General features: G+C 71.8%; 22 protein-coding genes. 8 read left to right on the top strand and 14 right to left on the bottom strand.

The genetic code is table 11. The features are described 5' to 3' along the window. Positions 1-17: 17 nt before the first annotated feature. Positions 18-641 carry a TetR/AcrR family transcriptional regulator gene (locus ACNYS0_RS38830; protein ID WP_422480912.1) on the top strand — a complete coding sequence of 208 codons (624 nt, stop codon included), beginning with the start codon at positions 18-20 and terminating at the stop codon, positions 639-641. Between the two features lie 3 nt (positions 642-644). Here the strand turns inward: ACNYS0_RS38830 and glgC are convergent, their stop codons facing one another. Both glgC and glgA read right to left on the bottom strand, forming a co-directional pair. Further along, a complete protein-coding gene (glgC, locus tag ACNYS0_RS38825) occupies positions 645-1,862 on the bottom strand; it encodes a glucose-1-phosphate adenylyltransferase (protein WP_422480910.1) in 1,218 nt (405 codons plus the stop codon). 17 nt (positions 1,863-1,879) lie between these two features. Continuing rightward, positions 1,880-3,037, bottom strand: coding sequence for a glycogen synthase (gene glgA, locus ACNYS0_RS38820; RefSeq protein ID WP_422482884.1), 1,158 nt, complete (start codon positions 3,035-3,037; stop codon positions 1,880-1,882). Between the two features lie 302 nt (positions 3,038-3,339). Between glgA and ACNYS0_RS38815 the strand changes: the two genes are divergently transcribed. After that, a complete protein-coding gene (locus ACNYS0_RS38815) occupies positions 3,340-4,335 on the top strand; it encodes a DMT family transporter (protein WP_422480908.1) in 996 nt (331 codons plus the stop codon). 30 nt (positions 4,336-4,365) lie between these two features. Here ACNYS0_RS38815 and ACNYS0_RS38810 read toward each other — a convergent pair whose 3' ends face one another. Next, on the bottom strand, positions 4,366-5,463 hold the full coding sequence (locus tag ACNYS0_RS38810; RefSeq protein WP_422480906.1) for a transglycosylase family protein: 1,098 nt from the start codon (positions 5,461-5,463) through the stop codon (positions 4,366-4,368). Between the two features lie 87 nt (positions 5,464-5,550). Then, positions 5,551-6,522 (bottom strand): acetylxylan esterase, encoded by a 972-nt coding sequence (locus tag ACNYS0_RS38805; RefSeq protein ID WP_422480904.1) that lies wholly within the window; start codon positions 6,520-6,522, stop codon positions 5,551-5,553. Positions 6,523-6,634: 112 nt separating this feature from the next. Here ACNYS0_RS38805 and gndA point away from each other — a divergent pair, with 112 nt between their 5' ends. Then, positions 6,635-8,074: an NADP-dependent phosphogluconate dehydrogenase gene (gndA, locus tag ACNYS0_RS38800; RefSeq protein WP_422480903.1), complete on the top strand. Its 1,440-nt coding sequence runs from the start codon at positions 6,635-6,637 to the stop codon at positions 8,072-8,074. Positions 8,075-8,365: 291 nt separating this feature from the next. On the opposite strand, the gene ACNYS0_RS38795 is transcribed toward gndA, so the two are convergent. Further along, on the bottom strand, positions 8,366-9,163 hold the full coding sequence (locus ACNYS0_RS38795) for an NAD(P)-binding domain-containing protein (RefSeq protein ID WP_422480901.1): 798 nt from the start codon (positions 9,161-9,163) through the stop codon (positions 8,366-8,368). 59 nt (positions 9,164-9,222) lie between these two features. Continuing rightward, the gene (locus ACNYS0_RS38790; RefSeq protein WP_422480899.1) at positions 9,223-10,200 is read right to left on the bottom strand and encodes an alpha/beta hydrolase; all 978 of its coding nucleotides are present in this window, start codon (positions 10,198-10,200) and stop codon (positions 9,223-9,225) included. 190 nt (positions 10,201-10,390) lie between these two features. On the opposite strand from ACNYS0_RS38790, the gene ACNYS0_RS38785 reads away from it, so the two are divergent. Continuing rightward, positions 10,391-11,044 (top strand): TetR/AcrR family transcriptional regulator, encoded by a 654-nt coding sequence (locus ACNYS0_RS38785; RefSeq protein ID WP_422480897.1) that lies wholly within the window; start codon positions 10,391-10,393, stop codon positions 11,042-11,044. A 39-nt stretch (positions 11,045-11,083) separates the two neighbouring features. Here ACNYS0_RS38785 and ACNYS0_RS38780 read toward each other — a convergent pair whose 3' ends face one another. From ACNYS0_RS38780 to ACNYS0_RS38755, 6 genes are all read right to left on the bottom strand, one after another. Then, the gene (locus ACNYS0_RS38780; protein ID WP_422480895.1) at positions 11,084-11,527 is read right to left on the bottom strand and encodes a nitroreductase family deazaflavin-dependent oxidoreductase; all 444 of its coding nucleotides are present in this window, start codon (positions 11,525-11,527) and stop codon (positions 11,084-11,086) included. 67 nt (positions 11,528-11,594) lie between these two features. Then, positions 11,595-12,245, bottom strand: coding sequence for an aspartate/glutamate racemase family protein (locus tag ACNYS0_RS38775; protein ID WP_422480893.1), 651 nt, complete (start codon positions 12,243-12,245; stop codon positions 11,595-11,597). A 43-nt stretch (positions 12,246-12,288) separates the two neighbouring features. Then, positions 12,289-12,633 (bottom strand): GNAT family N-acetyltransferase, encoded by a 345-nt coding sequence (locus tag ACNYS0_RS38770; RefSeq protein ID WP_422480891.1) that lies wholly within the window; start codon positions 12,631-12,633, stop codon positions 12,289-12,291. A 31-nt stretch (positions 12,634-12,664) separates the two neighbouring features. After that, the gene (gene panD / locus ACNYS0_RS38765; RefSeq protein ID WP_422480889.1) at positions 12,665-13,087 is read right to left on the bottom strand and encodes an aspartate 1-decarboxylase; all 423 of its coding nucleotides are present in this window, start codon (positions 13,085-13,087) and stop codon (positions 12,665-12,667) included. A gap of 65 nt (positions 13,088-13,152) precedes the next feature. After that, positions 13,153-13,737 carry a GNAT family N-acetyltransferase gene (locus tag ACNYS0_RS38760; protein ID WP_422480887.1) on the bottom strand — a complete coding sequence of 195 codons (585 nt, stop codon included), beginning with the start codon at positions 13,735-13,737 and terminating at the stop codon, positions 13,153-13,155. After that, positions 13,734-14,651 carry a LysR family transcriptional regulator gene (locus ACNYS0_RS38755; RefSeq protein ID WP_422480885.1) on the bottom strand — a complete coding sequence of 306 codons (918 nt, stop codon included), beginning with the start codon at positions 14,649-14,651 and terminating at the stop codon, positions 13,734-13,736. The genes ACNYS0_RS38760 and ACNYS0_RS38755 overlap by 4 nt, the downstream gene beginning before the upstream one ends. A 123-nt stretch (positions 14,652-14,774) precedes the next feature. Between ACNYS0_RS38755 and ACNYS0_RS38750 the strand changes: the two genes are divergently transcribed. The 4 genes from ACNYS0_RS38750 to ACNYS0_RS38735 all read left to right on the top strand — a co-directional run bounded on the left by ACNYS0_RS38750 (position 14,775) and on the right by ACNYS0_RS38735 (position 19,491). Then, positions 14,775-15,377 carry a hypothetical protein gene (locus ACNYS0_RS38750; protein ID WP_422480883.1) on the top strand — a complete coding sequence of 201 codons (603 nt, stop codon included), beginning with the start codon at positions 14,775-14,777 and terminating at the stop codon, positions 15,375-15,377. 10 nt (positions 15,378-15,387) lie between these two features. After that, positions 15,388-16,779: an MFS transporter gene (locus tag ACNYS0_RS38745; RefSeq protein ID WP_422480881.1), complete on the top strand. Its 1,392-nt coding sequence runs from the start codon at positions 15,388-15,390 to the stop codon at positions 16,777-16,779. A gap of 174 nt (positions 16,780-16,953) precedes the next feature. Next, a complete protein-coding gene (locus ACNYS0_RS38740) occupies positions 16,954-18,228 on the top strand; it encodes a hypothetical protein (protein WP_422480879.1) in 1,275 nt (424 codons plus the stop codon). A gap of 69 nt (positions 18,229-18,297) precedes the next feature. Continuing rightward, entirely contained in the window at positions 18,298-19,491 is a 1,194-nt protein-coding gene (locus tag ACNYS0_RS38735; protein WP_422480877.1) for an FAD-dependent monooxygenase, read from the top strand. 233 nt (positions 19,492-19,724) lie between these two features. Here the strand turns inward: ACNYS0_RS38735 and ACNYS0_RS38730 are convergent, their stop codons facing one another. Further along, a complete protein-coding gene (locus ACNYS0_RS38730) occupies positions 19,725-22,487 on the bottom strand; it encodes a helix-turn-helix transcriptional regulator (RefSeq protein WP_422480875.1) in 2,763 nt (920 codons plus the stop codon). 215 nt (positions 22,488-22,702) lie between these two features. Next, entirely contained in the window at positions 22,703-24,598 is a 1,896-nt protein-coding gene (locus tag ACNYS0_RS38725) for an ABC transporter ATP-binding protein (protein WP_422480873.1), read from the bottom strand. Between the last annotated feature and the right edge of the window lie 15 nt (positions 24,599-24,613).

Here is a 24,613-nt window from a genome sequence, read left to right as displayed (position 1 = left end):
GCGAGAGGAGCCGGACCATGCCGCCGGAAGCGGGCGATCGCCGAGTACGCCGCACCCGACGCCTGTTGCGCGACGCGCTGGTGTCACTGTCCCTGGAGCGCGGGTACGCGACCGTGACCGTGGAAGACATCACGGAGCGGGCCGACCTGGGCCGGGCCACGTTCTACAAGCACTACACCGACAAGGACGACCTGCTCGACCGTGTGGTGACCGATCTGCTCGACGAGTTGCAGGACCGGCTGCGCCCCCTCGTCCAGGCCTCCGCGGTGGGTTTCACCGGCAAGCCGGCGCTCGAGATCTTCCGGCACGCCGACGAGGAGCGGGACGCCTACCGGATGATCCTGCGCGGCGAGGGCGACGGCCGGGCGCTGCGCCAGTTCACGCGGGCGCAGGCGGAGGCGACGGCAGGGGTCTTCCGGGCCCGCGCCGAGCACGAGGGCGTCACCCCCCGGATCAGCGTCGACGTCCTCGCACGCGCGTGGGTGGGCGAGCAACTCGCCGTCCTGAGCTGGTGGCTGGAGGAGGACCCCCGCCCGATGTCCCCGGAGGAGGCCACCCGCATGCTCCTCGACCTCTCCCTGCGCGGCCGCTACTGGGCCAACGGCTTCAAGGGCGAACCACCGGTCCCGGATCCGTCATAGCGCTCAGTGCACCGCCTGCCCCTTGCCCAGTGCGATCACGCCCGACTTCGACACCGTGTAGAGCTCCGCGTCACGGCTCGGGTTGACGCCGATGGTGGCGCCGACCGGGACCTCGACGTTCTTGTCGAGGACGGCGCCGCGGACGACCGCTCCCCTGCCGACCCGGACGTTGTCGTGCAGGACCGAGCCCTGGACGACCGCGCCGTCCTCGACGACGACGCCCGGGGAGAGCACGGAGCGGGTGACCTGGCCGCGGATGACGCAGCCGGGGCTGACGATGGACTCCGACGCGATGCCGCCCGCGCAGAACTTGGCCGGCGGCAGCTGGCCCGGGTGGGTGTAGATGGGCCAGCGCCGGTTGTCGAGGTTGAAGACCGGGGTGTCCGAGATGAGGTCCATGTGGGCCTCGTAGTAGGCGTCGAGGGTGCCGACGTCGCGCCAGTAACCGTGGTCGCGGTCCGTCTCCCCCGGCACGTGGTTGCCGTCGAAGTCGTAGAGCTGGGCGACGCCGCGCTCGGTGAGCATCGGCACGATGGAACCGCCCATGTCGTGGGCCGAGTCGTCGTCCTCGGCGTCGGTCTGGAGCGCGTCGACCAACACCTTCGTCGTGAAGAGGTAGTTGCCCATCGACGCGAAGACCTGGTTCGGGGTGCCGGGCAGCGGCGGCGGGTCGGTCGGCTTCTCCAGGAACGCGTCGATGCGCGTGCCGTCGCGGGCCGGGGTGATGACGCCGAAGGACGAGGCCTCCGCGCGCGGCACCCGGATGCCCGCCACCGTGACGCCCGCTCCCGACTCCAGGTGCTGGGCGAGCATCTGCCGCGGATCCATCCGGTACACGTGGTCGGCGCCGAACACCGCGATGTAGTCGGGCTGTTCGTCGTGGACCAGGTTGAGGGACTGGAGGATCGCGTCGGCGCTGCCCGAGTACCAGCGGGGGCCGAGCCGCTGCTGGGCCGGGACCGGCGTGACGTAGTTGCCGAGCAGGCTCGACATCCGCCACGTGGTCGTGACGTGCCGGTCCAGCGAGTGCGACTTGTACTGCGTCAGCACGCAGATGCGCAGGATGTCGCCGTTGACGAGATTGGACAGGGCGAAGTCGACCAGGCGATAGGTGCCGCCGAAGGTCACAGCGGGCTTCGCCCGGTCCGCCGTGAGCGGCATCAGCCGCTTGCCCTCCCCGCCTGCCAGTACGATCCCGAGCACCGAAGGTCCGCCACGCATCCCAACCCCCCTGTGATTCACGTACCGTTGAGGATCTCCTCGTACACGTCGACCGTGCGCCGGGCGATCGCGTCCCAGCCGAACTCCGCCGCCGCCCGCTCCCGGCCCGCCTCGCCCATCTCCCGCGCCGTGCCCGGGTCGGCGACGACCCGGTTCAGGGCCTCCGCGAGCCCCGCCTCGAAGCCGTCCGGGTCCGCGGCCTCGTACGGGACGAGCAGCCCGGTCTCGCCGTCGGCGACGACCTCGGGGATGCCGCCGACCCGCGAGGCGACGACCGCGGTGCCGCAGGCCATCGCCTCCAGGTTGACGATGCCGAGCGGCTCGTACACGGAGGGGCACACGAACGCCGAGGCGTGCGTGAGCAGTTGGATGACCTCCGTGCGCGGCAGCATGGACGGGATCCAGCGCACCCCGTCCCGCGTGGCCTTCAACTCGTCGACCAGTTCCCGGAATTCGCGCCCGATCTCCGGGGTGTCGGGCGCGCCCGCGCACAGGACGATCTGGACGTCCTTCGTCAGCCCCTTTGCCGCGCGCAGCAGATGGGGCACGCCCTTCTGCCGGGTGATGCGGCCGACGAAGAGGATGTAGGGGCGCTGCGGGTCGATGTCGTAGCGGTGCAGCACGTCTGTGCCGGCGTCGGCGTGGTAGAGCGAGACGTCGATGCCGTTGTGCACGACACGGACCTTCTTCGGCTCCAGGGCCGGGTAGCAGGCGAGGATGTCCTTGCGCATCGCGTGCGACACGGCGATCACGCCGTCGGCGGCCTCGATCGCGGTCCGCTCCGCCCACGCCGACAGCGCGTAACCGCCGCCCAGCTGCTCCGCCTTCCAGGGGCGCAGCGGCTCCAGGGAGTGCGCGGTCATCACGTGCGGTATCCCGAGGTGCAGCGCCGCCAGGTGCCCGGCGAGGTTGGTGTACCAGGTGTGGGAGTGGGCGATCTCGCGGCCTTCCAGCGCCGCGGCGATGGCCAGGTCCACGGAGAGCGTGCGCAGTGCGTCGTTCGCCCCGTCGAGCGCGGGCCAGGCCCGGTGCCGGCGCACGCCGTCGGCCGCTCCCTCGCCCCACGTGTGCACCTCGAGGTCGACGAGGGGGCGCAGCTCGCGCGCCAGGAACTCGACGTGCACTCCGGCGCCGCCGTAGACATCCGGCGGGTACTCCCTGGTCAGCAGTCCCACACGCACGCGCGGCCCCCGTAGTCGTCGGTCGGCGACACTCGCTCCTGGATCGCTGTTTCGAAAGCGCACCTCATGGTCACCCATGGAGGGGCCCGCACGGAAGGGCGCGGACGGCAACCGGTGCCCGAGTCTCCCGCGCGTCCCTGCGGCACCCGCCCTGGGGATGAATCAGGATGCGACCTACTCCAACGGGAGTAGGACTCAATGAGTGCTCAAGTCGGACGACGCGAAGGGCCGGAAAGAGCGATCGTGGAGAGTATGAGAAGCGACCGTGTGCCACGCCGCACCTCCAGGGGCTCCACATGAGCGACCTGGTGCTCTCCGTGCTGCTCTCGCTCGTCTCCGCCGTCGCGTACGCGGGCGGGGCGATCGTGCAGGAGCGCGTGGCCGCGACGTCGCCCACGGCGGCGTACGCCCCCTTGCGCAGGCCCGCCTGGTGGGGCGCCGGCTGCCTGAACGGCCTGGGCGCGGTGCTGCACGTCGCGGCACTCGCCTTCGGCCCGCTCAGCGTCGTGCAGCCGCTGGGCGCCCTGACGATCGTGCTGGCGCTGCCGATGTCGGCGCTCCTGGTGGGCCGCAGGGCCGGGGCGACGGCCTGGCGCGGCGCGATCATGGCGACGGTCGGGCTCGCGGGGCTGCTGTCCCTGACCGGGGCGACGACCGAGCAGTCGCTGGACGCGACGCAGCGCCTGTTCGTCGGCCTGATCACGGCGGGTGGTGTGCTGGCCCTCATGTCGTCGGCCCGCGTGGCGCACCGGCACCCCGTGGTACGCGCGGTGCTCCTGGCCGTGGCGGCCGGTGGCGCGTTCGGCATGGCGTCGGTTTTCACGAAGTCCGTGACCGAGAACTGGACCGGGCGGCCGCTGGAGCAGCTCGCCACGCTCCTGGCCATCGCGGGCCTGGCCGTGACCGGGATGCTGCTGTCGCAGGCCTCCTACCGGGGCGCGGGGCTCGCCGCGCCGCTGGCGACCGCGACGGTCGTGAACCCGGTGGTGGCGGCGACCATCGGCCTCACCATGTTCGGGGAATCGTTCCGGTACGGCACGATCGGCACGGTGCTCGCGCTCGGCTGCGGTGTCGTGGCGGCGGGCGGTCTGATCCTGCTGACGACGGAGCGCATCGGACGCGGCCGCCGGGCGGGCGCCTCCGTGGTCGCGCACGCGGGGCCGTCGGCGATCCCACCCGTGGTGCCGGACAGCCCGGCCGGGCTCGACTCGGTACCGCTGCCGTCGCGCGCGCCGAAATCCCGGCAGGAGCCTCCGTGCGGCGGCTGGACGGCCGAGGACATCCGCTCCTGACGCCCGGCCTGCCGCACCGGGCCACCGGGTTCAGATCCTGACGCCGCGGGCCCGCAGATACGCCAGCGGGTCCACGTCGCTGCCGAAGCCGGGCCCCGTCCGCACCTCGAAGTGCAGATGCGGGCCCGTGCTGTTGCCCGTGGAGCCGGAGCGGGCGATGCGCTGGCCCGCGACCACGCGCTGGCCGCTCTTGACCGTCAGCGCCGACAGATGCCCGTACTGGCTGTACTTGCCGTCGGCGTGCCGGATCACCACTTCGTAGCCGTACGAGCCGCCCCACCCCGCCGAAACGACGCTTCCCGCGGAGACCGCCTTCACGGACGTGCCGGTGGGCACCGCGAAGTCGACACCCGTGTGGTAGCCCTTCGACCAGGAGGAACCGGCGGCGCGGTAGGGCGTGCCGAGCGAGGCGGCGACGGGGGCGACGGCGTTGTGCGCGGTGGCCTTCGCCGTGTCGGACTTCTTGGCGGCGGGTTTGGGTGCGGCCTTGGGAGTGGACTTCGGTGCGGCCTTCTTCCCGGCCTGCGGCTGCTTCCCGCCCGGCATCGTCAGGCGCTGCCCGGGGGTGATCAGGTCCGGGTCGGCGCCGATCGTGGCGCGATTCGCCGCGTACAGCGCCCGCCAGCCGCCCTTCACGGACCGCTCGGAGGCGATGCCGGAGAGGCTGTCCCCGCTGACCACGCGGTACATGTGGGCGCGTCCCGCCCGTGACTGCGGCGTGGTCTGCGGCCGTACGTCCGGTGTCACGTCCGAGCGGGTCAGCCCTGCACGCTGCGAGCACACCGGCCAGGCGCCGGGGCCCTGCCCCTTGAGGACCTTCTCCGCCACGGCGATCTGCTGGTCCTTCGTGGCGAGGTCGGCGCGCGCCGCGTAGGCGGTGCCGCCGTACGCGGCCCAGGTGGAGCGGGTGAACTGGAGCCCGCCGAAGAATCCGTTGCCGGTGTTGATGCTCCAGTTCCCGGAGGACTCGCACGCGGCGACCTTGTGCCACGTGTGCGCGTCGGCGGCCTGCGCCGTGCCCGCGCCGACGATCGGGATCGCCATGCCCACGCCGCCCACGGTCACGGTGAGCGACGCCCGGTTGACCCTGCTCGGCTGGTACCGGCGGTGCCGGCCGCGTAACGCCATGAATGCCCCCTCAGCCTTACGTAGGAGCGGCAAATTAGCCGCTCCTACGTAAGGCGACAAGAGCGCCCCGAGCCACCTTGGCGGGATTCAGTCCCTCAAGTGACCAGGAATCCACCGAAGTTGTGCGGCCTGCTGGAAGGGGCCGCCGCCCTCGTGGTCGTTGAAGGCGTACACCTCCATGGACTTCTCGGTGCCCGCCCAGTGGTTGTACGCGCCGAAGACCGTGGACGGCGGGCAGGTCAGATCCTCCAGGGCGGCGGAGAACAGCGTCGGAGCCGTGGCGCGGGCCGCGAAGTTGATGCCGTCGAAGTAGGAGAGCGTGCGGAAGGCGCGCTCGTCCTCGCCGATGTGCGCCTTGAGGTAGAGGGCGATCTCGCGGTACGGGTGACGTTCGGTGAGCGTGGCGGCGCGCCGGAAGTCGCACAGGAACGGCACGTCGGGGGCGGCGGCCCGGAGGTCGGGCACGAGGCCTGCCACGGCGATGGTGATGCCGCCGCCCTGGCTGCCGCCGGTGACGGCGACCCGTGACGCGTCGATCAGCGGGTGCGAGCGGGCGGCGTCGACGGCGCGCACGGCGTCCGTGTAGACGCGCCGGTAGTAGTACTCGTGCGGGTCCTGGATGCCCTTGGTCATGAATCCCGGCTGGGACGGCGTGGAGCCGACCGGGTCGGGGGTGTCGCCGACGCTGCCGCCGCTGCCCTGCCCGCGGGTGTCCATCACGAAGTGCGCGAACCCGGCGGCCGCCCAGCGCAGGTGGGTGTGCGCAAGGCCGCGGCCGCCCCCGTAGCCGATGTACTCGACGACGGCCGGAAGAGGCTCGTTCGTGCCTGCCGGGAGGACCAGCCAGCCCTTCACGGGATGCCCGCCGAAGCCCGCGTACGTAACGTCGAACACGTCGACGGCCGTGTACGGGACGTCGACGGGCTCGAAGCGTGCGTCCAGGTCGTGCTCCCTGGCCTCGACGAGGGTCTTCTCCCAGAAGGCGTCGAAGTCGTCGGCGGCGGTCAACTCCGGCTGGTAGGCACGCAGCGCATCGAGCGACAGGTCGAAATGAGGCACGCACGGCTCCAAATTCGTAGAGAGTCCACGGTGGGGGCGGACGACAACGTAACCCGTCCGCCGACCAGCAATGAACAAAATCCTTCATCTTCCACATACAGGAGCGGCAGACATGAGCACTACAGCCCAGATCGGTGTCACGGGGCTCGCTGTGATGGGGCGCAATCTCGCCCGGAACTTCGCCCGCAACGGCTACACGGTCGCCCTCCACAACCGCACGGCGTCCCGCACGCACGCGCTGGTCGAGGAGTTCGGCGAGGAGGGCATCTTCGTACCGACCGAGACCGCGGAGGAGTTCGTGGCCGCGCTCGAACGGCCGCGCCGCCTGGTCATCATGGTGAAGGCCGGTGACCCGACCGACGCGGTCATCAAGGAGTTCGCGCCCCTCATGGAAGAGGGTGACATGATCATCGATGGCGGCAACGCGCACTTCGCGGACACCCGGCGCCGCGAGAAGGAGCTGCGCGAGCAGGGCATCCACTTCGTCGGCACCGGCGTCTCGGGTGGCGAGGAGGGCGCGCTGCACGGGCCGAGCATCATGCCCGGCGGCAGCGTCGAGTCCTACGCCTCGCTCGGCCCGATGCTGGAGAAGATCTCCGCCAAGGCGAAGGACGGCGCGCCCTGTGTGACGCACGTCGGCCCCGACGGGGCGGGCCACTTCGTGAAGATGGTGCACAACGGCATCGAGTACGCCGACATGCAACTCATCGGCGAGGCCTACCAGTTGCTGCGCGACGTGGCCGGGTACTCCCCCGCGCAGATCGCCGACATCTTCCGCACGTGGAACACGGGCCGCCTCGACTCCTACCTGATCGAGATCACCGCCGAGGTCCTCTCGCACGTCGACGAGGCGACGGGGAAGCCCTTCGTGGACGTCGTCCAGGACCAGGCCGAACAGAAGGGCACCGGCCGCTGGACGGTGCAGATCGCGCTCGACCTGGGCGTGCCGGTGTCCGGCATCGCGGAGGCGGTGTTCGCGCGCTCCCTGTCAGGACACGCGGAACTGCGCAGCGCGTCACGGGAGTTGGCGGGCCCCACGGCCGTGGCGCTGAACGAGTCCGAGGCCGCCGCCTTCGCCGACCGCGTCGAACAGGCCCTGTACGCCTCGAAGATCGTGTCGTACACCCAGGGCTTCCACGAGATCTCCGCGGGCAGCGAGGAGTACGACTGGAACATCGACTCGGGCGCGGTGGCCCGGATCTGGCGCGGCGGCTGCATCATCCGCGCCGCGTTCCTGGACCGGATCACGGCCGCGTACGAGGCCGAGCCGAACCTGGTCTCGCTCCTGTCCGACAAGGGCTTCGCCGACGAGATCGCCGCGGCGCAGGACGACTGGCGCTCCGTCCTGGTCGCGGCGACCATCCAGGGCGTGCCCACGCCGGGCTTCGCGGCCGCGCTCGCCTACTACGACGCGCTGCGCGCCGAGCGCCTGCCGGCCGCGCTCACACAGGGCCAGCGGGACTACTTCGGCGCGCACACGTACCGCAGGGTCGACCGGGAGGGCTCGTTCCACACGCTGTGGGGCGGTGACCGCTCCGAGGTCGACGCCTGACCGCTAAGCGGGTGACGGCTCGGGCTCCGGCGGGTGCGGATCGGGGTCCGGGTCCGGCAGCGGCGGCGTCGGGGACGGCGAGGGCCGCGGCGAGGGCTCGGGCACCGGCGTCGGGAACGGGTCCGGCATCGGGCCGGGATCCGGCCGGTCGGGCCCGGGGCCCGGCCCCGGCGTGGGGGTCGGCGGGACGGGATCGGGAAACGGATGGGTCATCGTTGGTTCCTCCAACGGTTCGGAGGGGACCTTTCCACTGTCTCCCGGCTCGCGTGCCCACGCCCGCCGAGTCCACGCCTACGGCCGGTCGACCGGCCGACCGAGGGCGGCGAGAAGCTCGTCGAGGGCCTTGGTGAGGGCCTCGACGTTGGCCGGGTCGAGCCACGTGGTGCGGATGCGTTCGTTGTTCCCGTTCGGCGTCTCGTGATCAGCCGCGAGCCGGTCCAGGGATCGGGTCCCATCTCTCAGGGAGCGGCCGACGCCCTGGAAGAGGCCGCGGACATAGCGGTCGGCGTCGACGGGGGCGATGCCGTGGTCGGCGGCCCACGAGGCGAGCGTCGCGAGATACGCGTAGTGAGTGGTCAGCGTGCCGGTCAGCGCGGAGAGGACATTGAAGGCGGTCTCGTCCGCGACGGGCAGCGCGCCGCCCATCCGTGCGAAGAAGGCATCCACCTCCGGGTGCGAGGGGTGCACGACAGTGACGGATCGGCGCTCCCGGATGGTCGGCAGGGGGATGGCGCGGACCAGCGGGACATCCGTGCCGAGCGCTCGACGCAGTTCGTCGGTGCCGACGCCGGCCATCACGTTGACCACGATCCTGTCCTCACCAATCCGTACTCCGGCCAGGGACTCGCGCCAGTCCTCGCGGCGCACGGCGAGAAGCACCAACTCGGAGCGGTCCACCACCTGCTGGTTGTCGGCGCAGACGGTGACGCCCGCGTACTGCTCGGCCAGCGTCGCGGCCGTGCGGGCTCCCCGCGTGGAGAGGAACACCTCCGGCGAAGCACCACCCTCGTGACGCAGACCCGTGACGACGGCGCGGCCGATCTCGCCCACCCCGATGATGCCGATGCGCTGCACTGTCTCCTCCTCCATAAATGCGGGATCACGTCGAGGCCGGTGCTGGGCGACCGACCGGTCGCCCAGCACCTCGGTCACTGCGCCAGGGCCGCACGAAGGAAGTCGTGGACCTCCCTGCGGGCGGCCTCGGCCTGCGGTTCCACACCGGGTAGGGAGAGGAACGCGTGCTTGGCTCCCGGGTATTCGGTGAGCCGCACGGGCGTCCCGGCCGCCCGCAGCCGCTCGGCGTAGCGGCGGCCGTGATCGGCCACCGCGTCCTGGGTCGGCACCACCACGAGCGCCGGGGCCAGTCCGTTCAGGTCCTCCGCATACAGCGGCGAGTACGCGCGGGCATCGGTGCACGGCGGGACGGACAGTCGTCGCAGGAGCCGTAGTTGTGGCAGGGCACGGGTCGGGCGGTACGCGTACTCGGCCACCGAGGGGTGGTCGTCCATGGTGTCGGTCACGTCGACCGCGGGGTTGACCAGCACCTGTGCGCGCAGCTGCAGCCCTGCATCCCGGGCCCGGATCGCGCTCAGGGCACTGACCAGGCCGCCGAAGCTCTCACCGAAGACGGCCGTGCGCGACGGGTCGACGCCCCACTGCTCGGCGTGCCGCACCATGTGCCGCAGCACGTCCCAGCAGTCGTCGGCTGCATGCGGGAGCGCGATGCTCGGTGCGACGAGTCGGTGCTCGACCGACACGACGAGCGCAGGCAGCCGGGCGGCGAGGTGACTGTTGGCCCAGTCGCACTGCGCCGCCGTGCCCACGAAACCGCCTCCGTGCACATGGATCACGAGCGGCAGACCGGCTGGGCCACCATCCTTCGTCGACGCCGGCCGGTACACACGGACCGGGAGGTCACGGCCCGGCAGCGCCAATTCCTGCCAGTCGATGACCGCGGCGGCGTCGGGCTCGCCGAGGACCGCCCGGGCCACTCCGGATGCCCTGAAGCGGTTCTCCGCCTCCCGGTAGGCGATGAGTTCCTCGGTCGTGATCGTCGAGAAGTCCGGCTCCGGCGGCCGTTCCACAGCAGCGGTCTCGACCGTGGTCTCAGTGATCGTCTCCCTCATGTCCCGTCTCTCCTTCGCCTCTTCGCTTCCCCCCGGCCGGACATCCCGGCAGGCGCCTGACCTCAGTATGCACGCACTGCGTGCATCAGCAAGCGCTTTGATGGAAGCAATGACGTGCGCTCAATCGCAGGCACCGTCAAGTGCACAGTCGTGTGCGTGAGCTAGACTCGACGAAAACGAGAGGGGAAAAATGGCAGGCCGAAGGCGCTGGTCGACCGAGGAGATCCTGGACACGGCAGCGGAGCTGCTGCGCAAGAGCGACGCCGAATCGTTCAGCGTGCGCAAGCTCGCCACCTCGCTCGGGACGGACTCCTCCAGCCTGTACCGGCACTTCCGCAACAAGACCGAACTGCTGCGCGCGGTCGCCGATCGGATCCTGCTGGCTGCGATGGAGGGCTACCGCCCCGAGGGCGACTGGAAGCAGCGCGTCGCCGCGGTGTCCCTGCGCCTGCGGGAGTCCTTCGGAGAGCACCCGCAACTCGCCGTGGTCTGGGGACGCTACGCATCCGGTGGCGCCGGCTCCCGGCTGGTCATGGAGGAGGTACTACAAGCCCTGCAGACCTCGGGCCTGCCCGATGAGGAGATCCCGGACCACTACCACCGGATCGTGATCCTCATCGCGTCGCTGATCACCTCTGAGGCGGGCATCGGCAGCCTCACCCCCGACGAGTACGAGCAGGGCATGGAGCAGTTCCGCGTCGCGGTCCTTGGCGCCGACCCCGAGCGCTTCCCCGCCCTGGCCCACTTCGCCCGCGAGATCCGCCCCCTGGGGGCCGACCGCGGTGCCGCGTTCGACGAGATCCTCGCCGCCCACCTCGCCCGGGTCGAGGCCGCGATCCCCTGACACGGGCGGGCGGGACGGCGGGAGAAGTCCGGGCCGGCCTCAGCCGTCGATGCGGCGCAGCCGGACCACGGGAATGTCGCGGCTCGTCTTCTTCTGGTACTCCGCGTACGGCGGGAACAGCTCCACCAGCGAGTCCCAGACCCGCGCCTTGTCCTGCGCCGAAAGGGTCTCGGCACGGGCCGTGAACCGCTCGGTCTCCACCCGCAGCCGCACCTCCGGATTGGCCTGAAGGTTGAGGTACCACAGCGGGTGCTCGTCCGCGCCGCCCTTCGACGCCACGATCAGGTAGTCGTCGCCGTCGCGGCCGTAGATCAGGACGGTGCGCCGCCACTGGCCGCTCTTGCGGCCCTGGTAGTCGAGGAGCAGGCACGGGGCGCCCTGCATGGTGGTGCCCTTGGTGCCGCCGGACTCCTCGTAGGTGCGGGCCTGCTCGGCGACCCAGCCGCTGGGGCTGACGACGACGTCGGTGTCGGGGTCGGTCATCTGCGCTGCCTCCTGTTCGGGGTTCCTGCCCGGGACTGCCGTACCGGGGCGGACAACTTCCTTCAACCTAAGCGCTCTTGGCGCCCGCGCATTCCGAGGCGGCCGCGGCGAGTCCGGGGCGGGGGCTGGAGAGCACGGGCAGGGCGGTGTGGGCGCGCTCGGCGGCGTCGGTGAGGGAGGCCTGGGCGAGGACGATCACGTCGGCGCCCGCGATGCCGGTGATGGCCTCGGCGACGAGCGCGAGATACCCGTCCCGGTCACCGGCGAGGAAGAGCTCCCAGGCGCCCTCGACGAACACGGTCCGCACGTCCACCGCGCGCCCGGCCCGCCCGGCCTCCTCCGCGATCAGGTCGAGGGTCGGCCCGAAGGTGCTGCGCACGGTGGCGACCACGGCGATCCGCTCCCCCTCGGCGACGGCCCGCGCCGCCATCGGCCGGTCCACCCGCAGCACCGGCACGCCGGCCTCCGCGGCGAGGCCCTCCGCGACGGCGCCGAGCGTGGAACACGTGCACAGCACGGCGTCCGCCCCGCCGGCGACGGCCGCCGCGAGCAGCGCACGGACCTCGTCGGTGACGGCCTCCGGCCCCTCGGCGCCGGCCCGCGCGAGCAGCTCCTCGCGTACGACGTGACGCAGCTCCAGGCCGGGATGGTCGGCGTCGCGCAGGGCGTCGAAGACCGGCACGTGGACGGGCGAGGTGTGCAGGAGCGTCAGGTTCATGACCGGACCATAGGCGCGGATGATCACCGCGCGCAGGGCCGTCTCACCACTTGTCGGGGTCGGCCTCGAGGGCCGCCTTGGCGGCCAGCAGCAGGTCGGCGGAGGCCTGGGGCGCCTCGCCCGGGTGCCGCTCGGCCCAGCGGACCACGAAGGGGCACAGCGGCGCCACGGCCAGCGACTCGGCCGCGGCGACGCCGTACAGCTCGCGGGTGAGCGAGCCCGCGATGCCCTTGCCCTCGTGCTCCGGCTCGACGACGGTGTGCACCGCGACGAGTGCCCGCTCGGGTTCCTCCAGCACGAAGTACTGGATGTGGCCGACGAGTTCACCGCCGGAGCGGGCCTCCAGGAGGCCCTTGGCACGGTCGTCGCGGATCTCGATGTCGCTCATGGGCTCTCCTGCGTCGTGGCCTGACCGGGTCTCAGCCCGCGGGTACCGCGTGCGGGCCGCGCGTCACCTGCCCGCCGGGGGTCGGCTCGGAGGCGTCGGCGCCGAGCGCCACGATCCGGTTGTCCCGGTCGACGTGCACGATGCTGGGCCGCAGGGCACGCGCTTCCGCGTCCTCAGCCTGACAGTAACCAATGATGATCACGAGGTCGCCCGGGTGCACGAGGTGGGCGGCCGCCCCGTTGATCCCGACGACACCGGACCCGCGCTCCCCCTCGATGACGTACGTCTCCAGACGGGCGCCGTTGTCGATGTCGACGATGTGCACGAGCTCGCCGGGCAGCAGATCGGCGGCGTCGAGCAGGTCGGCGTCGATGGTCACGGAGCCGACGTAGTGCAGGTCGGCGTGGGTGACGGTGGCGCGGTGGATCTTGGACTTGAGCATGGTGCGCAGCATGTCGCTACTCCCTGGAAATCGGCTCCCTGCCTGCCTATTTGCAGGTCAAGGGCTGTTTCTACAACCTACAACGAGTCGCATTCCGAGGGGGCCCGCCCGAGTGGATTCGCCGAGCGCGCGGGCCGGTCGATTCGGTAGAGGCAGTGGGCCCGGTCGTCGACGGGGTTGTCCGGCTCCAGATCGCCCTCGGCGACCCGTTGCAGTCCGGCCTTCTCCAGGGCCCGCCAGGATGCCCGGTTGGCCGTCGGCACCGGCACCAGGACGCAAGGGGCGTCGGGGTGGTCGTTCCAGGTCGCCTGGATGACCGATCGGATCATCCGGGACCCGAGCCCTCGGCCGATCTGTTGTGGCTCACCGATCAGGTAGTCGATGGTCATCGCCCCGGGCGGCACTTCGACCACCGTGGCGAGCTCGGCCAGATAGTCGGGGTAGTCGGACAGCCGACAACGCTGAACCAGGCCGATCGGGCTGTCCCCGAGGTGGACGAGCAGATCCTCCGATGGTTCCTCGCCCCTGGTGGCGGGGCCGAAGTCCCGTGAGACCGCCTCGGGCGAGGTCTCATGGTTCCACCAACGGGCCACGTGCGGCTGTTCCAGCCAGGACTTCAGCAACGGGAAGTCGTGCTCGGTGAGGCGACGCCAGGTCATCATCGGGAAGCAGCGCCCAGGTCGGACGCCGACTCCTTGATCAGGTCCAGTGCCTGCGCCACCACCGGATGCCGTGCCCCGCCCTTGCGGGTGGCGGCGAGGATGCGGCGGGCGGGGGCGGGTTCGCCGGAGAGGGGGATGCGGGCCACCGGCCATTCGGTGTTGATGCGGGCCAGGCGCGGCACCAGGATCACGCCGAGGCCGTGCGCCACCATCGCCGTGCCGGTGTCCCACTCGTCGGACTGGTGGCCCATGTCGGGCATGAACCCGGCGGCCATGCACGCCGTGACCAGCAGGTCGTGGTACGTCGTGCCCGGTGTGCCGACGATCCACGTCTCGCGGGCCGCGTCCGCGAGGACCACCCGCTCGCGCGCCGCCAGCGGATGGTCGGCCGGGACGACCAGGTCGAGCGGGTCGTCGAGGAGCGGCTGCTGCTCGAAGCGCTCGTCGGTCAGCGGCGGCGAGTCGGCCGTGACGACGACCAGGCCGAGGTCCGCCTCCCCGGTGAGCAGCAGCTCGAAGCAGCGGGCGGGCTCGGCCTCCACCAGGCGGACCCCGAGCTGCGGGTGGCGCTCGCGCAGGGTCGCCGCGGTGGACGGCAGCAGGCGCGTGGCGGCCGTCGAGAAGCCGCAGAGTGTGAACGTGCCGGTCTGCACGTCCGCCATCGCCGCGAGGTCGCTGCGCGCCCGCTCCCACTGGGCCTCCAGGACGGCCGCGTGCTGGAGCAGCGTACGAGCCGCGGCGGTCAGCTTGATGCCCCGGCCCGCGGGCTCGATGAGCACCACGCCGACCTGCGCGGCGAGCTGCCTCAGCTGGTACGAGACGGTCGACGGCTTGAGCCCCATGGCCTCGGCGGCCGCGGTCACCCCGCCGTGCTCCTCGACCATCTGGAGCACCTTGAGCTTGGGATCGATCATTCGACCATCTTGCACGGTCCCGTGCAAGATCGCGCAATTGTGTCGATGAGTCATGGGTGGCACCCTTCCCGGGTGTTGTCCAAGAGTCCTTCCCTGCGCCGGAATCAGCGGATCCCGACGGGGATGCGCGCCTTGCTCGTCACGGTCTCGGCCGTCCGTTTTCTCGCCTGGGCCACGGCGGGGCTGTTTCTCGCCGTCGTTCCCGCCGTCCTGATCGTCTCGGGCCGGAGCGATCCGGCCGTCGTCTGCGGTGTACCGCTAACCGTTCTCGTCTGCTCGGCACTCGCGCAGCCGCTCGCCGCCGAAGTCGGCGGCCGCTGCGCGCGGTTCGCCGGCCTCACCGCGCTGCTGGTGAGCCTGGCCGCGCTGTCGCTGACGGCGGGAACGTCGAGCTGGCCGACGCTGGGCGCCGCCGCCTTCGCCGGATGCGGGCACGGGCTCGGCCGCGCAGGAGCGAGCGCCGCCCTCGGCGTGCACACTCCCGCCGCCACCCGCCTGGGCCTCGGCCTCCCGGTTCTCGCCACGGCACTGCTCGCGCCGGTGAGTTCCCCCGCGACCGCGACGGCCCTGGTCGCCTCGGCGCTCGCCCTGCTCGTCTTCCCGGCGGCCGGCCTCGTCCTGGAGACCCGCCGCACCGCACGCCGGCACGGACAGCACCTCCCCGTTCACTGGATCGACCCCAAGCCCCTGTGCGGGCGTCCCACCCGCAGTACCGCGCAATCCTGAGGAGTAGTACGTGCCAGCCGCGCACACCGTTTCCGAGCTTCCCGATACCAAGGCGGGCCCGGCCGGCGAGACATTGGTGACCGACCCCAAGGTGACCAGGCGGGCCGTCGGCGCCGCAGCCATCGGAAACATCACCGAGTGGTTCGACTTCGGCGTCTTCGCCAATCTGACGCCTGTACTCACCGCGGTGTTCTTCACCGGCGCGAGCCGGACCGTCGGCACCATCGGCACCCTCGGCCTGTTCGCGGTCGCCTTCCTGGTGCGCCCGCTCGGCGGCATGTTCTTCGGCCCGCTCGGCGACCGGATCGGCCGCACCAAGGTGCTGTCGATCACGGTCATCATGATGGCCATCGGCACGTTCGTGATCGCGTTCATCCCCGGCTACGCGACGTGGGGCCCCGCCGCCCCGCTGCTCATGCTGCTCGCCCGCCTCGTCCAGGGCTTCTCGACCGGCGGCGAGTACGGCGGCGCGATGACGTTCATCGCCGAGTACGCCCCCGACAAGAAGCGCGGATTCCTCGGCAGCTGGCTGGAGTTCGGCACGCTCACCGGCTACCTCCTGGGCGGCATCGCAGGACTCGTCATCCAGCTGCCGGGCGTCATGTCGCACGAGGACCTGCTGTCCTGGGGCTGGCGCATCCCGTTCCTGATCTCAGGACCGATCGGCATCATCGGGCTCTACCTCCGCCTCAAGCTGGAGGACACCCCCGCGTTCAAGGCCGCCGCCGCCAAGCAGGAGGGCCGTGAGGGCAAGCAGACGCTCAAGGAGATCAAGCGGGTCTTCACCGACCACTGGCGCCCGATGCTGATCTGCATGGGGCTGGTGCTCGTCTTCAACGTCACCAACTACATGCTCACGACGTACATGCTGGAGTACATCGACACGTTCGCCCCGTCGGTGAGCCCCACCTGGGCGCAGCTCCTGGAGATATCGGTCCTCGCGATCGGCATGCTGCTCATCACCTTCGTCGGCCGGCTCTCGGACCGCATCGGGCGCAAGCCCGTGCTGTACTTCGGCTGCGGCATGCTGATCGTGCTCGGCGTCCCTTCGGTGCTGCTGATCAGGCAGAACACCCTGGTGTCGGTCTTCTCCGGCCTGATCCTGATGTCACTGATGCTGCTCTGCTTCAACAGCACCATCCCCTCCACGCTCCCGGCGCTGTTCCCGACGGACATCCGCTACGGCGGTCTGTCGATCGCGTTCAACATCTCGGTCTCGCTGTTCGGCGGCACGACCGCCGTCGTCAACGCGCTGCTGGTGGAGGCCACCGGCGACGTCAATGTGCCCGGGTACTACCTGATGGCGGCGGGCGCCATCGGCGCCGTGGCCGCCTACTTCGCGGCGGAGTCCGCGCGGCGCCCGCTGCCCGGTTCGGCCCCGGCGGTGGAGGCCCGCGCCTGAGGCACACCACGCCCGCGGCCAGGACCCCGGTCACATCTGTTGAAACTTGTGTGAACGGGGTTCTGGTGGTGTCCGGATGATGTCGCGGGGCTGTCACAGCGCCACAATCGCTCACACATTCGTGTCTACGGTGGCCGGGCAGTGGACAGCGATCCCCCACAGAAACGGACAGCAGTGACTCGCCACACCACCTCCCGCCGCATGCTCCTGAGCGTCTCGGGCGCCGCACTCCTGACCGCCGCGTGTTCGCCGTCGACCGATGCCAAATCATCCGGCGCCAAGAAGTCGGACGCGAAAGCCGCGCCGTCGAAGTCGGCCTCCGACTCGGTCGAGGGCAGGGCCGCCGCCGGCGACACCCCGGGCGGCGGGCCCGACGGCGCCCTCGGTGTGAACTTCAACGAGGACCCCACGGGCCTCGGCGCCGCCCAACTGCAAGCGCTCTCGGCCACCTGGGTGCGCGGCTTCGTCCCGGTGACGCCCGGCGACCTCGACGGAGACGTCACGCAGCAGCGCGCGATCAAGGCCCTGCTGACCGCGCACGGCGACGGCCGCAAGACGATCCTCTCGCTCAAGTTCCCCTACGCGCTCGGGCCTACGAAGGGCCCGCTCCCCACGCCGGGCAGCCCCGAGCTGAAGGACCTGCTGGCCCTCGTGGACCGGGTTCTCGCCGCCGTCGTCGGCAAGGTCGACATCCTCACGATCGGCAACGAGCCGTTCCTGGAGACGCTCAAGGAAGAGCGCGACAAGACCCTCAACGTCTTCTACGAGACGCTGGCCCGCCACGTCATCGACTACCGCGAGCAGCACGGCGGCGCGGGCTCCGGAACCAGCCTCTACATGGGCGCGCTCAACAACCTCGACAGCCCCGAGGGCCGCACGCCCGCGACCGAGCGGTGGCTGCGGTTCGTCAACAAGACGCCCGAGATCGCGGGCGTCGACATCCACCCGCACGTCACGTCGTTGCAGAACGCCGCCAAGTACGTCAACTACGTGGTGCCCACGCTGCGTCCGGACCAGAAGTTCCTCGCCACCGAGTTCTCCCTGGTGCAGTTCTGGAAGGCGCACATGAACGACCCGGTCTCCCCCGCGTTCGCCAAGCGCTACGACGTGGACCCGGCCCGCAAGGTCTGGCAGGTGATCGGAGCCGCCATCGAGCAGCCGTTCCCGCAGCAGAAGTGGAACGACTTCGTCTCCATGACCCAGTGGTTCGACAGCAGCAGGAACTACCTCACCGAGCAGATGAAGGCCTTCCGCGACACCGGGAAACTGGCGGTGGCGACCTACGGTGGCCTACAGATCGAGTCGATGGCCACGGGCTGGGGCGCCGGCAAGATGCCGTGGATCCTCAACCCGCTGTACGCCAACCGGACCGTGCGGGCGGGCGCGGGCGGCACCCTCGGCCGCAACGTCTGGTTCGAGCAGTTCAAGGCACTCCAGCAGAACACCTGACCGCGGACCGCCCCGACGCGCCATGCTGAAGCCCGGCCGACGCACGCGACGCAGTCCGGGGAGGAACCAGTGCGCGACAGGCAGCGGACGGGGCCGCGGATCGCGATCGTGGGCGGCGGGATCGGCGGCATGGCCGCCGCGGCCTTCCTGCACCGCGCGGGGCTGACCGCGACCGTCCACGAACAGGCGGCCGCGCTCACCGAGGTCGGCGCCGGTCTGCTCCTCGCCCCGAACGCGGTGCGGCCGCTGCGGGCGCTGGGCGTGGCGGACTCCGCGCTGCGCCGGGCCGTACCGCTCGACTGGGGCTGGGAGTTCCGCCGCTGGCAGGACGGCACCGTACTGTCCGTGGAGCGTCTGGACGGGGAGTGCGAGCGCCTCTACGGGGAGCGCACGTACACCACGCACCGCGCCCAGCTCCTCGACGCCCTCCGCTCGGCGGTGCCGGACGCGTCGGTGCGCCTCGCCGCCCGCTGCACGCGGGTCGAGCCGACCGCCGACGGGGTGCGGCTGACCTTCGCCGACGGGACCCGCGCCGACGCCGACCTGGTGATCGGCGCGGACGGCATGCACTCCGTGGTCCGCGAGGCGGTCGCCGAACCGGAACGCCCCCGTTTCTCCGGCCTGTGCGCCTTCCGCGCGATGGTCCCCGCGTCCGCGGCCCCCGCCTTCGCCCTGCGCCGCGCGCAGACGCTGTGGCTCGGCCCCGATCACCATCTCGTGCACTACCCGATCTCCGGCGGCGCCGCGGTCAACGTGGTCGCGTTCGCCCCGGCGACGGACGACACGGCGGAGTCGTGGAGCGCGACAGCCACGGTCGAGGAGTTCCACGCGGAGTTCGCCGACTGGGACGAGCGGGTGACCGCGCTCGTCACCTCCGGTTCCGTTCCGGGCCGTTGGGCCCTCTACGACCGCCCGCCGCTGCCCACGTGGACCCGCGGCCGGATGACGCTGCTCGGTGACGCCGCGCATCCCATGTTCCCGTTCTACGGCCAGGGCGCGGCACAGGCGCTGGAGGACGCGGCGGTCCTGGCCCGCTGCCTCGCCGCGCACACCGACGCCCTCGACCTGGCCCTCGCCCACTACGAGTCGGAACGCCTCCCCCGCACCACCCGCCTCCAGCAGGTGAGCCACGCCCGCGCCGAGTCCAACCACCTCCCCGACGGAGCGGAGCAGCGGGCACGGGACGCGGCGCTCGGGGACGCGGACCCCCTGCTGCGCAGTGGGTGGATCTACGGGTACGACGCCTCGGCCGCCCCGGCGTGACCTGCGCCTTCGCCGCGTCTACACCGTTCGTCGTAGGCCCCTGGCCCCCGATCCCAGGGTTTTCCCCGTGGCCCAGGGGCCCGGCCGGGTCCATCGTGGAGACACGAAAGCACACGGGGGCTTTCGACACGGGGGATCCGACGGGGGAACAACGGGGAACCCACGGGGGATACGGGGGACGGGGGGTGCCCGGCGCGGGCACCCCCACTGTCTGTGCGCGTCCCGCGAACGCCTCAGGGATGCGCCGACTCGCTGAGCAGGCGCACGAGTTGGGCCCTTCGGTGCACCCCCTCCAGCTTCCGGTAGATGTTGCCGAGGTGGAACTCGACCGTCTTGACGCTGAGGAAGAGCTGCTCGGCCGCTTCGTGGTTGGTGACACCGCGGCCGACCGCCAGGGCCACTCGGAGTTCTTGAGGTGTCAGTCCGTCCAAGGGCGTGGGGCCCGCATCGACGCGGTCGCCGCCCGCGGCGTGCAGTTCGGCGGCGGCGCGGGACGCCCAGCCGGCCGCGCCGAGCCGTTCGAACGTGGTGAGGGCGCGCTGAAGCCGGCGCCGCGCCTCGCTGCGGCGGCCGAGCCGGCGCAGCAGCTCACCGCACGCGAAGTCGGTGCGGCCCCGCTCGAACGGGGCCTGGACGTCGCCGAGATGGGCCAGCGCGCGGTCCATGTGCCGTTCGACATAGGCCGGTTCGAGCATGCCCCGGCAGCGGGCGGCGGCGGCCGCCGTGATGGGGCGCTTCCCGCGGCCCGCCTCGTGCTCCAGGACGCGCAGCACCTCGTACGCCTCGTCGGTGCGGTGCAGGTGGACGTAGGCCTCGGCGAGGTCGGCGGCCCAGGAGAGGTAGAGGCCGTCGCCGCGGCCGTTGGCGAGGGAGAAGGCGCGCACCTCTTCCAGGTGGGACGCCGCCTCCTCGTAGTGGCCGAGGCCGAGTTCGAGGAGGCCGAGCGCGCCACGCGCGCGCGCCGCGTCCATGGGGAGTTCGGCGGCCGCGGACAGGGAGCGGCACTGCGCCTCGTGGGTGCGGCAGTCCGCCTCCCTGCCCAGGACGGCTTCCGTGCGGGCCTGCGCCGCCAGTGCGCGGCACACCTCGATGACGCGTCCGGTGTCCTCGCCGAGCCGGGCGGACTCGTCGGCGTGGGCGAGCGAGGCGTTCCATTCGCCGCGCCAGAACTCGACGACGGAGAGCGTGCCGAGGAGATGGGCGAGCAGGCCGACGGTGCTGGAGGAGCGGGCGGCGTGCACCGCGCGGTCGAGCAGGGCATGGCCCTGGTCCAGTTCCTCCGTGGCCAGGTAGCACAGGCCGCCGACACCCGATACCGGGTACGGGAAGGACAGGTCCGGTGCGGCCAGCGGCTTTTCGAGCTCGTGGAGCAGGTCGCGGCCCTCTTCCGCGTCGCCGCCGAGGAGTTCGACGAGCGCGTGCAGCAGGCGTACGGGCAGGGCCGCCGCCGCGTCGCCGAACGCGTCCACGAGCTGCATCGACTCCGCCGAGGTGGCGCGGGCCGCCGTGAGGTCGCCGATGGCGAGTTCGGTCAGGGTGATACCGCCGAGCATGACGGCGGCGAGCACCGGGTCGACGCGCCGGGCCTCGTCGACGGCGGACCGCAGCTGCTCGCGCGCGCGGGCGGGGCGGCCGCGCTGGATGTCGACGTAGCAGCGCAGTTGGCGCAGGTCCAGGCGGGTGCGCTCGTGGGCGGCGTGCTCCAGGGCGCGGTCCAGAAGGTCGGCGGCCTCGTCCAGGGAACCGGCGGCCTGGGCGGCGCGGGCGGCGGCGAGCAGGCGCCGCGCCTTGCCCTCGTCGTCGGGCGTGAAGCGGGCGGCGTGCGCGTACAGGCGGGCGGCGAGCGGGAAGGTGAGGCTCGCGGGGCCGCCGGAGGCCGCCTTCGCGAGCGCGGCGGCGACGTCCTCGTCGGGGTCGGCGCCCGATTCGGACAGGTGCCAGGCGTAGCGTTCGAGCGCGGCGGGGGCGCGGGCACCCTGGAGGGCCCGCGCGACGGTGCGGTGGGCGCGCCAGCGGCGGACGGCGCTCGCCCCGTGATAGACGCCGGAGCGGACGAGCGGGTGGCGGAAGACGTACGCGCCTTCCTCCACGGTCATCAGGCCGGCCCGCTCGGCCGGTTCGAGGTCCGCGTAGGTCAACTCGTGGGCGCGCAGCACCCGTTCGGTCCCGGCGAGCGGGCGGGGGCCGAGGACGGCGAGCAGCAGCATGGCGTCCCGGGTGGCGTCCGGGAGCCTGGTGATGGCGCTGTGGAAGGTGCGGGCGAGGATGTCGCCGATGGGCAGTGGAGCGCCGCTGTCGGGCCGGTGGCCGCCGTGGGCGAGGAGGGCGGGCAGTTCGACGAGGGCGAGCGGATTGCCGCGGGCCTCGGAAAGCAGCCACTGGACGTCGTGCGGCGCCAGCGGCTGGGCGGCCTCCTCGGCGACGAGTTCGCGGGCCGCCCCCGCGTCGAGCCCCTGGAGGCTCAGGGATTCCACGGGCGCGAGGCGGGACGCGGTCTCGTCGCTGTCACGGGTGGCGAAGAGGGCGACCACGCCCTCCCGGCCCAGGCGGCGGGTCGCGAAGGCGAGGGCGTCCAGGGAGTACGGGTCGAGCCACTGCGCGTCGTCGACGACGACCAGGACAGGACCTGACTCGCTGATCGCGCCCAGCAGGCTGAGCGTTCCGGCGGCGACCGCGAACCGGTCCTGCGCGACGGCCGGACCGAGGGCCAGCGCACCGGTCAGGGCGGCCGCCTGCCGTTCGGGGATCCGGTCCAGATGGTCGGTGACCGGGCGGAACAGGTCCGCGAGCCCCACGTACGGCAGTTCGCTCTCGGCCTCGATGCCCTGTGTGTGCAGCCGGGTGAGATCGTGGGCGACGGACTCGGCGTACTCGAGCAGGCTGGTCTTCCCGATGCCCGCCTCGCCGCGGACGACCAGGGCGGCGCTGTGACCGGTGCGCGCGCCGTCGATGAGGTCCGCGAGGCGCGCGCATTCCGCTGTACGACCCACCAGCATGCGATCAGGGTAACCCGCGGTCACGTTGCGGCGGGAGCGGTCAACTGGCCGTTGCCACGGTCGAGTTGCCTTCACCCGGCACCGTCCCTACGTCATGGGGCTCCGCCCCGGACCCCGCGCCTCAAACGCCGGCGGGGCTTGATATTGCCGACCGAGCCTTGGGCGGCAGGGTGGGCAAGGCGGCCCCCGGTGCCGCGCAACCGTGACCGTGGCCCTCACGCCGCTTCCGCGACCTCGTCCCCGACTCCGCCGAACTGCGTTCGGTACAGCTCCGCATAGCGGCCGTCCCGGACCACCAGTTCCTCGTGCGTCCCCCGCTCCACGACCCGCCCGTCCTCCACCACGAGGATCTGGTCCGCGGAGCGGATCGTGGACAGACGGTGGGCGATGACGACCGCCGTCCGCCCCTCCAGGGCCTCGGCGAGAGCCTCCTGCACTGCCGCCTCCGACGTGTTGTCCAGGTGCGCGGTGGCCTCGTCGAGGATGACGACGCGCTGGCGGGCCAGGAGCAGCCGGGCGATGGTCATGCGCTGCCGCTCCCCGCCGGAGAGGCGGTAGCCGCGTTCGCCGACGACCGTGTCCAGGCCGTCCGGCAGCTCGCGGACGAGGGCGTCGAGCCGGGCGCGGGTCAGCACGTCCCACAGGTCGCTCTCGCTCGCTTCGGGGCGGGCGAGCAGCAGATTCGCGCGGATGCTGTCGTGGAAGAGGTGCCCGTCCTGGGTGACCATGCCGAGCGTGGCGCGCAGCGAGGCAGCGCTGGTGTCGCGTACGTCGAGGCCGCCGATGCGGACGGCCCCGCCATCGGTGTCGTAGAGCCGCGGCAGCAGCGACGCGATGGTGGACTTGCCGGCTCCGGACGAGCCGACGAGCGCGACCGTCTGACCGGGTTCGGCCCGGAAGGAGACGCCGTGCAGCACCTCGGCGCCGCCGCGGGTGTCGAGGGAGGCGACCTCCTCCAGGGAGGCCAGCGAGACCTTGTCGGCGGACGGGTAGCCGAAGCGCACGTCGTCGAACTCGACGGCGACCGGGCCCTCCGGGATCTCCCGGGCGTCGGGCTTCTCCTCGATGAGCGGCTTGAGATCCAGCACTTCGAAGACCCGCTCGAAGCTGACGAGCGCGCTCATGACCTCGACGCGGGCACCGGCGAGCGAGGTCAGCGGCGCGTACAGGCGGGTCAGCAGCAGCGCCAGGGAGACGACGGCGCCCGCCTTCAGGGTGCCGGTCAGCGCGAAGTAGCCGCCGAGCCCGTACACCAGGGCAAGCGCGAGGGCGGAGACGAGGGTGAGCGCGGTGATGAACGCCGACTGCGCCATGGCGGTGCGCACGCCGATGTCCCGGACCCGCCGCGCGCGCTCCGCGAACTCGGCCGACTCGTCGCCCGGCCGCCCGAACAGCTTGATCAGCGTGGCGCCCGGCGCGGAGAACCGCTCGGTCATCCGCGTCCCCATGGCCGCGTTGTGCGCGGCGGCCTCGCGCTGGAGGCGGGCCATGCGGGAGCCCATGCGGCGGGCGGGGAGCACGAAGACCGGCAGGAGGACGAGCGCGAGCAGCGTGATCTGCCAGGACAGCGTCAGCATGACGGCCAGGGTCAGGATCAGCGTGACCACGTTCCCGACCACACCGGACAGCGTGTTGCTGAAGGCGCGCTGCGCGCCGATCACGTCGTTGTTGAGACGGCTGACCAGGGCTCCCGTGCGGGTCCTGGTGAAGAAGGCGACGGGCATGCGCTGCACGTGGTCGAAGACGGCCGTGCGCAGGTCGAGGATGAGGCTCTCGCCGAGGTTCGCCGAGAGCCAGCGGGCCAGCAGCCCGAGGCCCGCCTCCGCGAGCGCGATGACCGCGATGAGGAGGGCGAGCCGGATGACGTGGCCCTCGTCGTGGCCGCCGACGATCGCGTTGACCACCGTGCCCGCGAGCATCGGCGTCGCCACGGCGAGCAGCGCGGTGAGGATGCTCAGGAACACGAACTGGGCGATGCGACGCCGGTGCGGCCGAGCGAAGGCGGCGATCCTGCGCAGGGTCGCGCGGGCGAAGGGACGGCCCTTGGGCCCGCCGTCCTGGGCATTCATGACGCTGTGCAGCTGCGTCCAGGCTGTGGTCTCCATGCTCATGCCGATGACGTTAGA

It is taken from the genome of Streptomyces anthophorae, assembly GCF_049310305.1.
GTDB lineage: Bacteria > Actinomycetota > Actinomycetes > Streptomycetales > Streptomycetaceae > Streptomyces.
This window is presented reverse-complemented; position numbering and strand designations above follow the sequence as displayed.

What these genes read in the sequence shown, in the direction of transcription:
- ACNYS0_RS38830 (WP_422480912.1), top strand. Translation starts at nt 18, where the DNA reads ATGCCGCCGGAAGCGGGCGATCGCCGAGTACGCCGCACCCGACGCCTG.
- glgC (WP_422480910.1), bottom strand. Translation starts at nt 1,862, where the DNA reads ATGCGTGGCGGACCTTCGGTGCTCGGGATCGTACTGGCAGGCGGGGAG.
- ACNYS0_RS38815 (WP_422480908.1), top strand. Translation starts at nt 3,340, where the DNA reads ATGAGCGACCTGGTGCTCTCCGTGCTGCTCTCGCTCGTCTCCGCCGTC.
- ACNYS0_RS38810 (WP_422480906.1), bottom strand. Translation starts at nt 5,463, where the DNA reads ATGGCGTTACGCGGCCGGCACCGCCGGTACCAGCCGAGCAGGGTCAAC.
- gndA (WP_422480903.1), top strand. Translation starts at nt 6,635, where the DNA reads ATGAGCACTACAGCCCAGATCGGTGTCACGGGGCTCGCTGTGATGGGG.
- ACNYS0_RS38795 (WP_422480901.1), bottom strand. Translation starts at nt 9,163, where the DNA reads ATGGAGGAGGAGACAGTGCAGCGCATCGGCATCATCGGGGTGGGCGAG.
- ACNYS0_RS38790 (WP_422480899.1), bottom strand. Translation starts at nt 10,200, where the DNA reads ATGAGGGAGACGATCACTGAGACCACGGTCGAGACCGCTGCTGTGGAA.
- ACNYS0_RS38785 (WP_422480897.1), top strand. Translation starts at nt 10,391, where the DNA reads ATGGCAGGCCGAAGGCGCTGGTCGACCGAGGAGATCCTGGACACGGCA.
- ACNYS0_RS38780 (WP_422480895.1), bottom strand. Translation starts at nt 11,527, where the DNA reads ATGACCGACCCCGACACCGACGTCGTCGTCAGCCCCAGCGGCTGGGTC.
- ACNYS0_RS38775 (WP_422480893.1), bottom strand. Translation starts at nt 12,245, where the DNA reads ATGAACCTGACGCTCCTGCACACCTCGCCCGTCCACGTGCCGGTCTTC.
- ACNYS0_RS38770 (WP_422480891.1), bottom strand. Translation starts at nt 12,633, where the DNA reads ATGAGCGACATCGAGATCCGCGACGACCGTGCCAAGGGCCTCCTGGAG.
- panD (WP_422480889.1), bottom strand. Translation starts at nt 13,087, where the DNA reads ATGCTGCGCACCATGCTCAAGTCCAAGATCCACCGCGCCACCGTCACC.
- ACNYS0_RS38760 (WP_422480887.1), bottom strand. Translation starts at nt 13,737, where the DNA reads ATGATGACCTGGCGTCGCCTCACCGAGCACGACTTCCCGTTGCTGAAG.
- ACNYS0_RS38755 (WP_422480885.1), bottom strand. Translation starts at nt 14,651, where the DNA reads ATGATCGATCCCAAGCTCAAGGTGCTCCAGATGGTCGAGGAGCACGGC.
- ACNYS0_RS38750 (WP_422480883.1), top strand. Translation starts at nt 14,775, where the DNA reads ATGCGCGCCTTGCTCGTCACGGTCTCGGCCGTCCGTTTTCTCGCCTGG.
- ACNYS0_RS38730 (WP_422480875.1), bottom strand. Translation starts at nt 22,487, where the DNA reads ATGCTGGTGGGTCGTACAGCGGAATGCGCGCGCCTCGCGGACCTCATC.
- ACNYS0_RS38725 (WP_422480873.1), bottom strand. Translation starts at nt 24,598, where the DNA reads ATGAGCATGGAGACCACAGCCTGGACGCAGCTGCACAGCGTCATGAAT.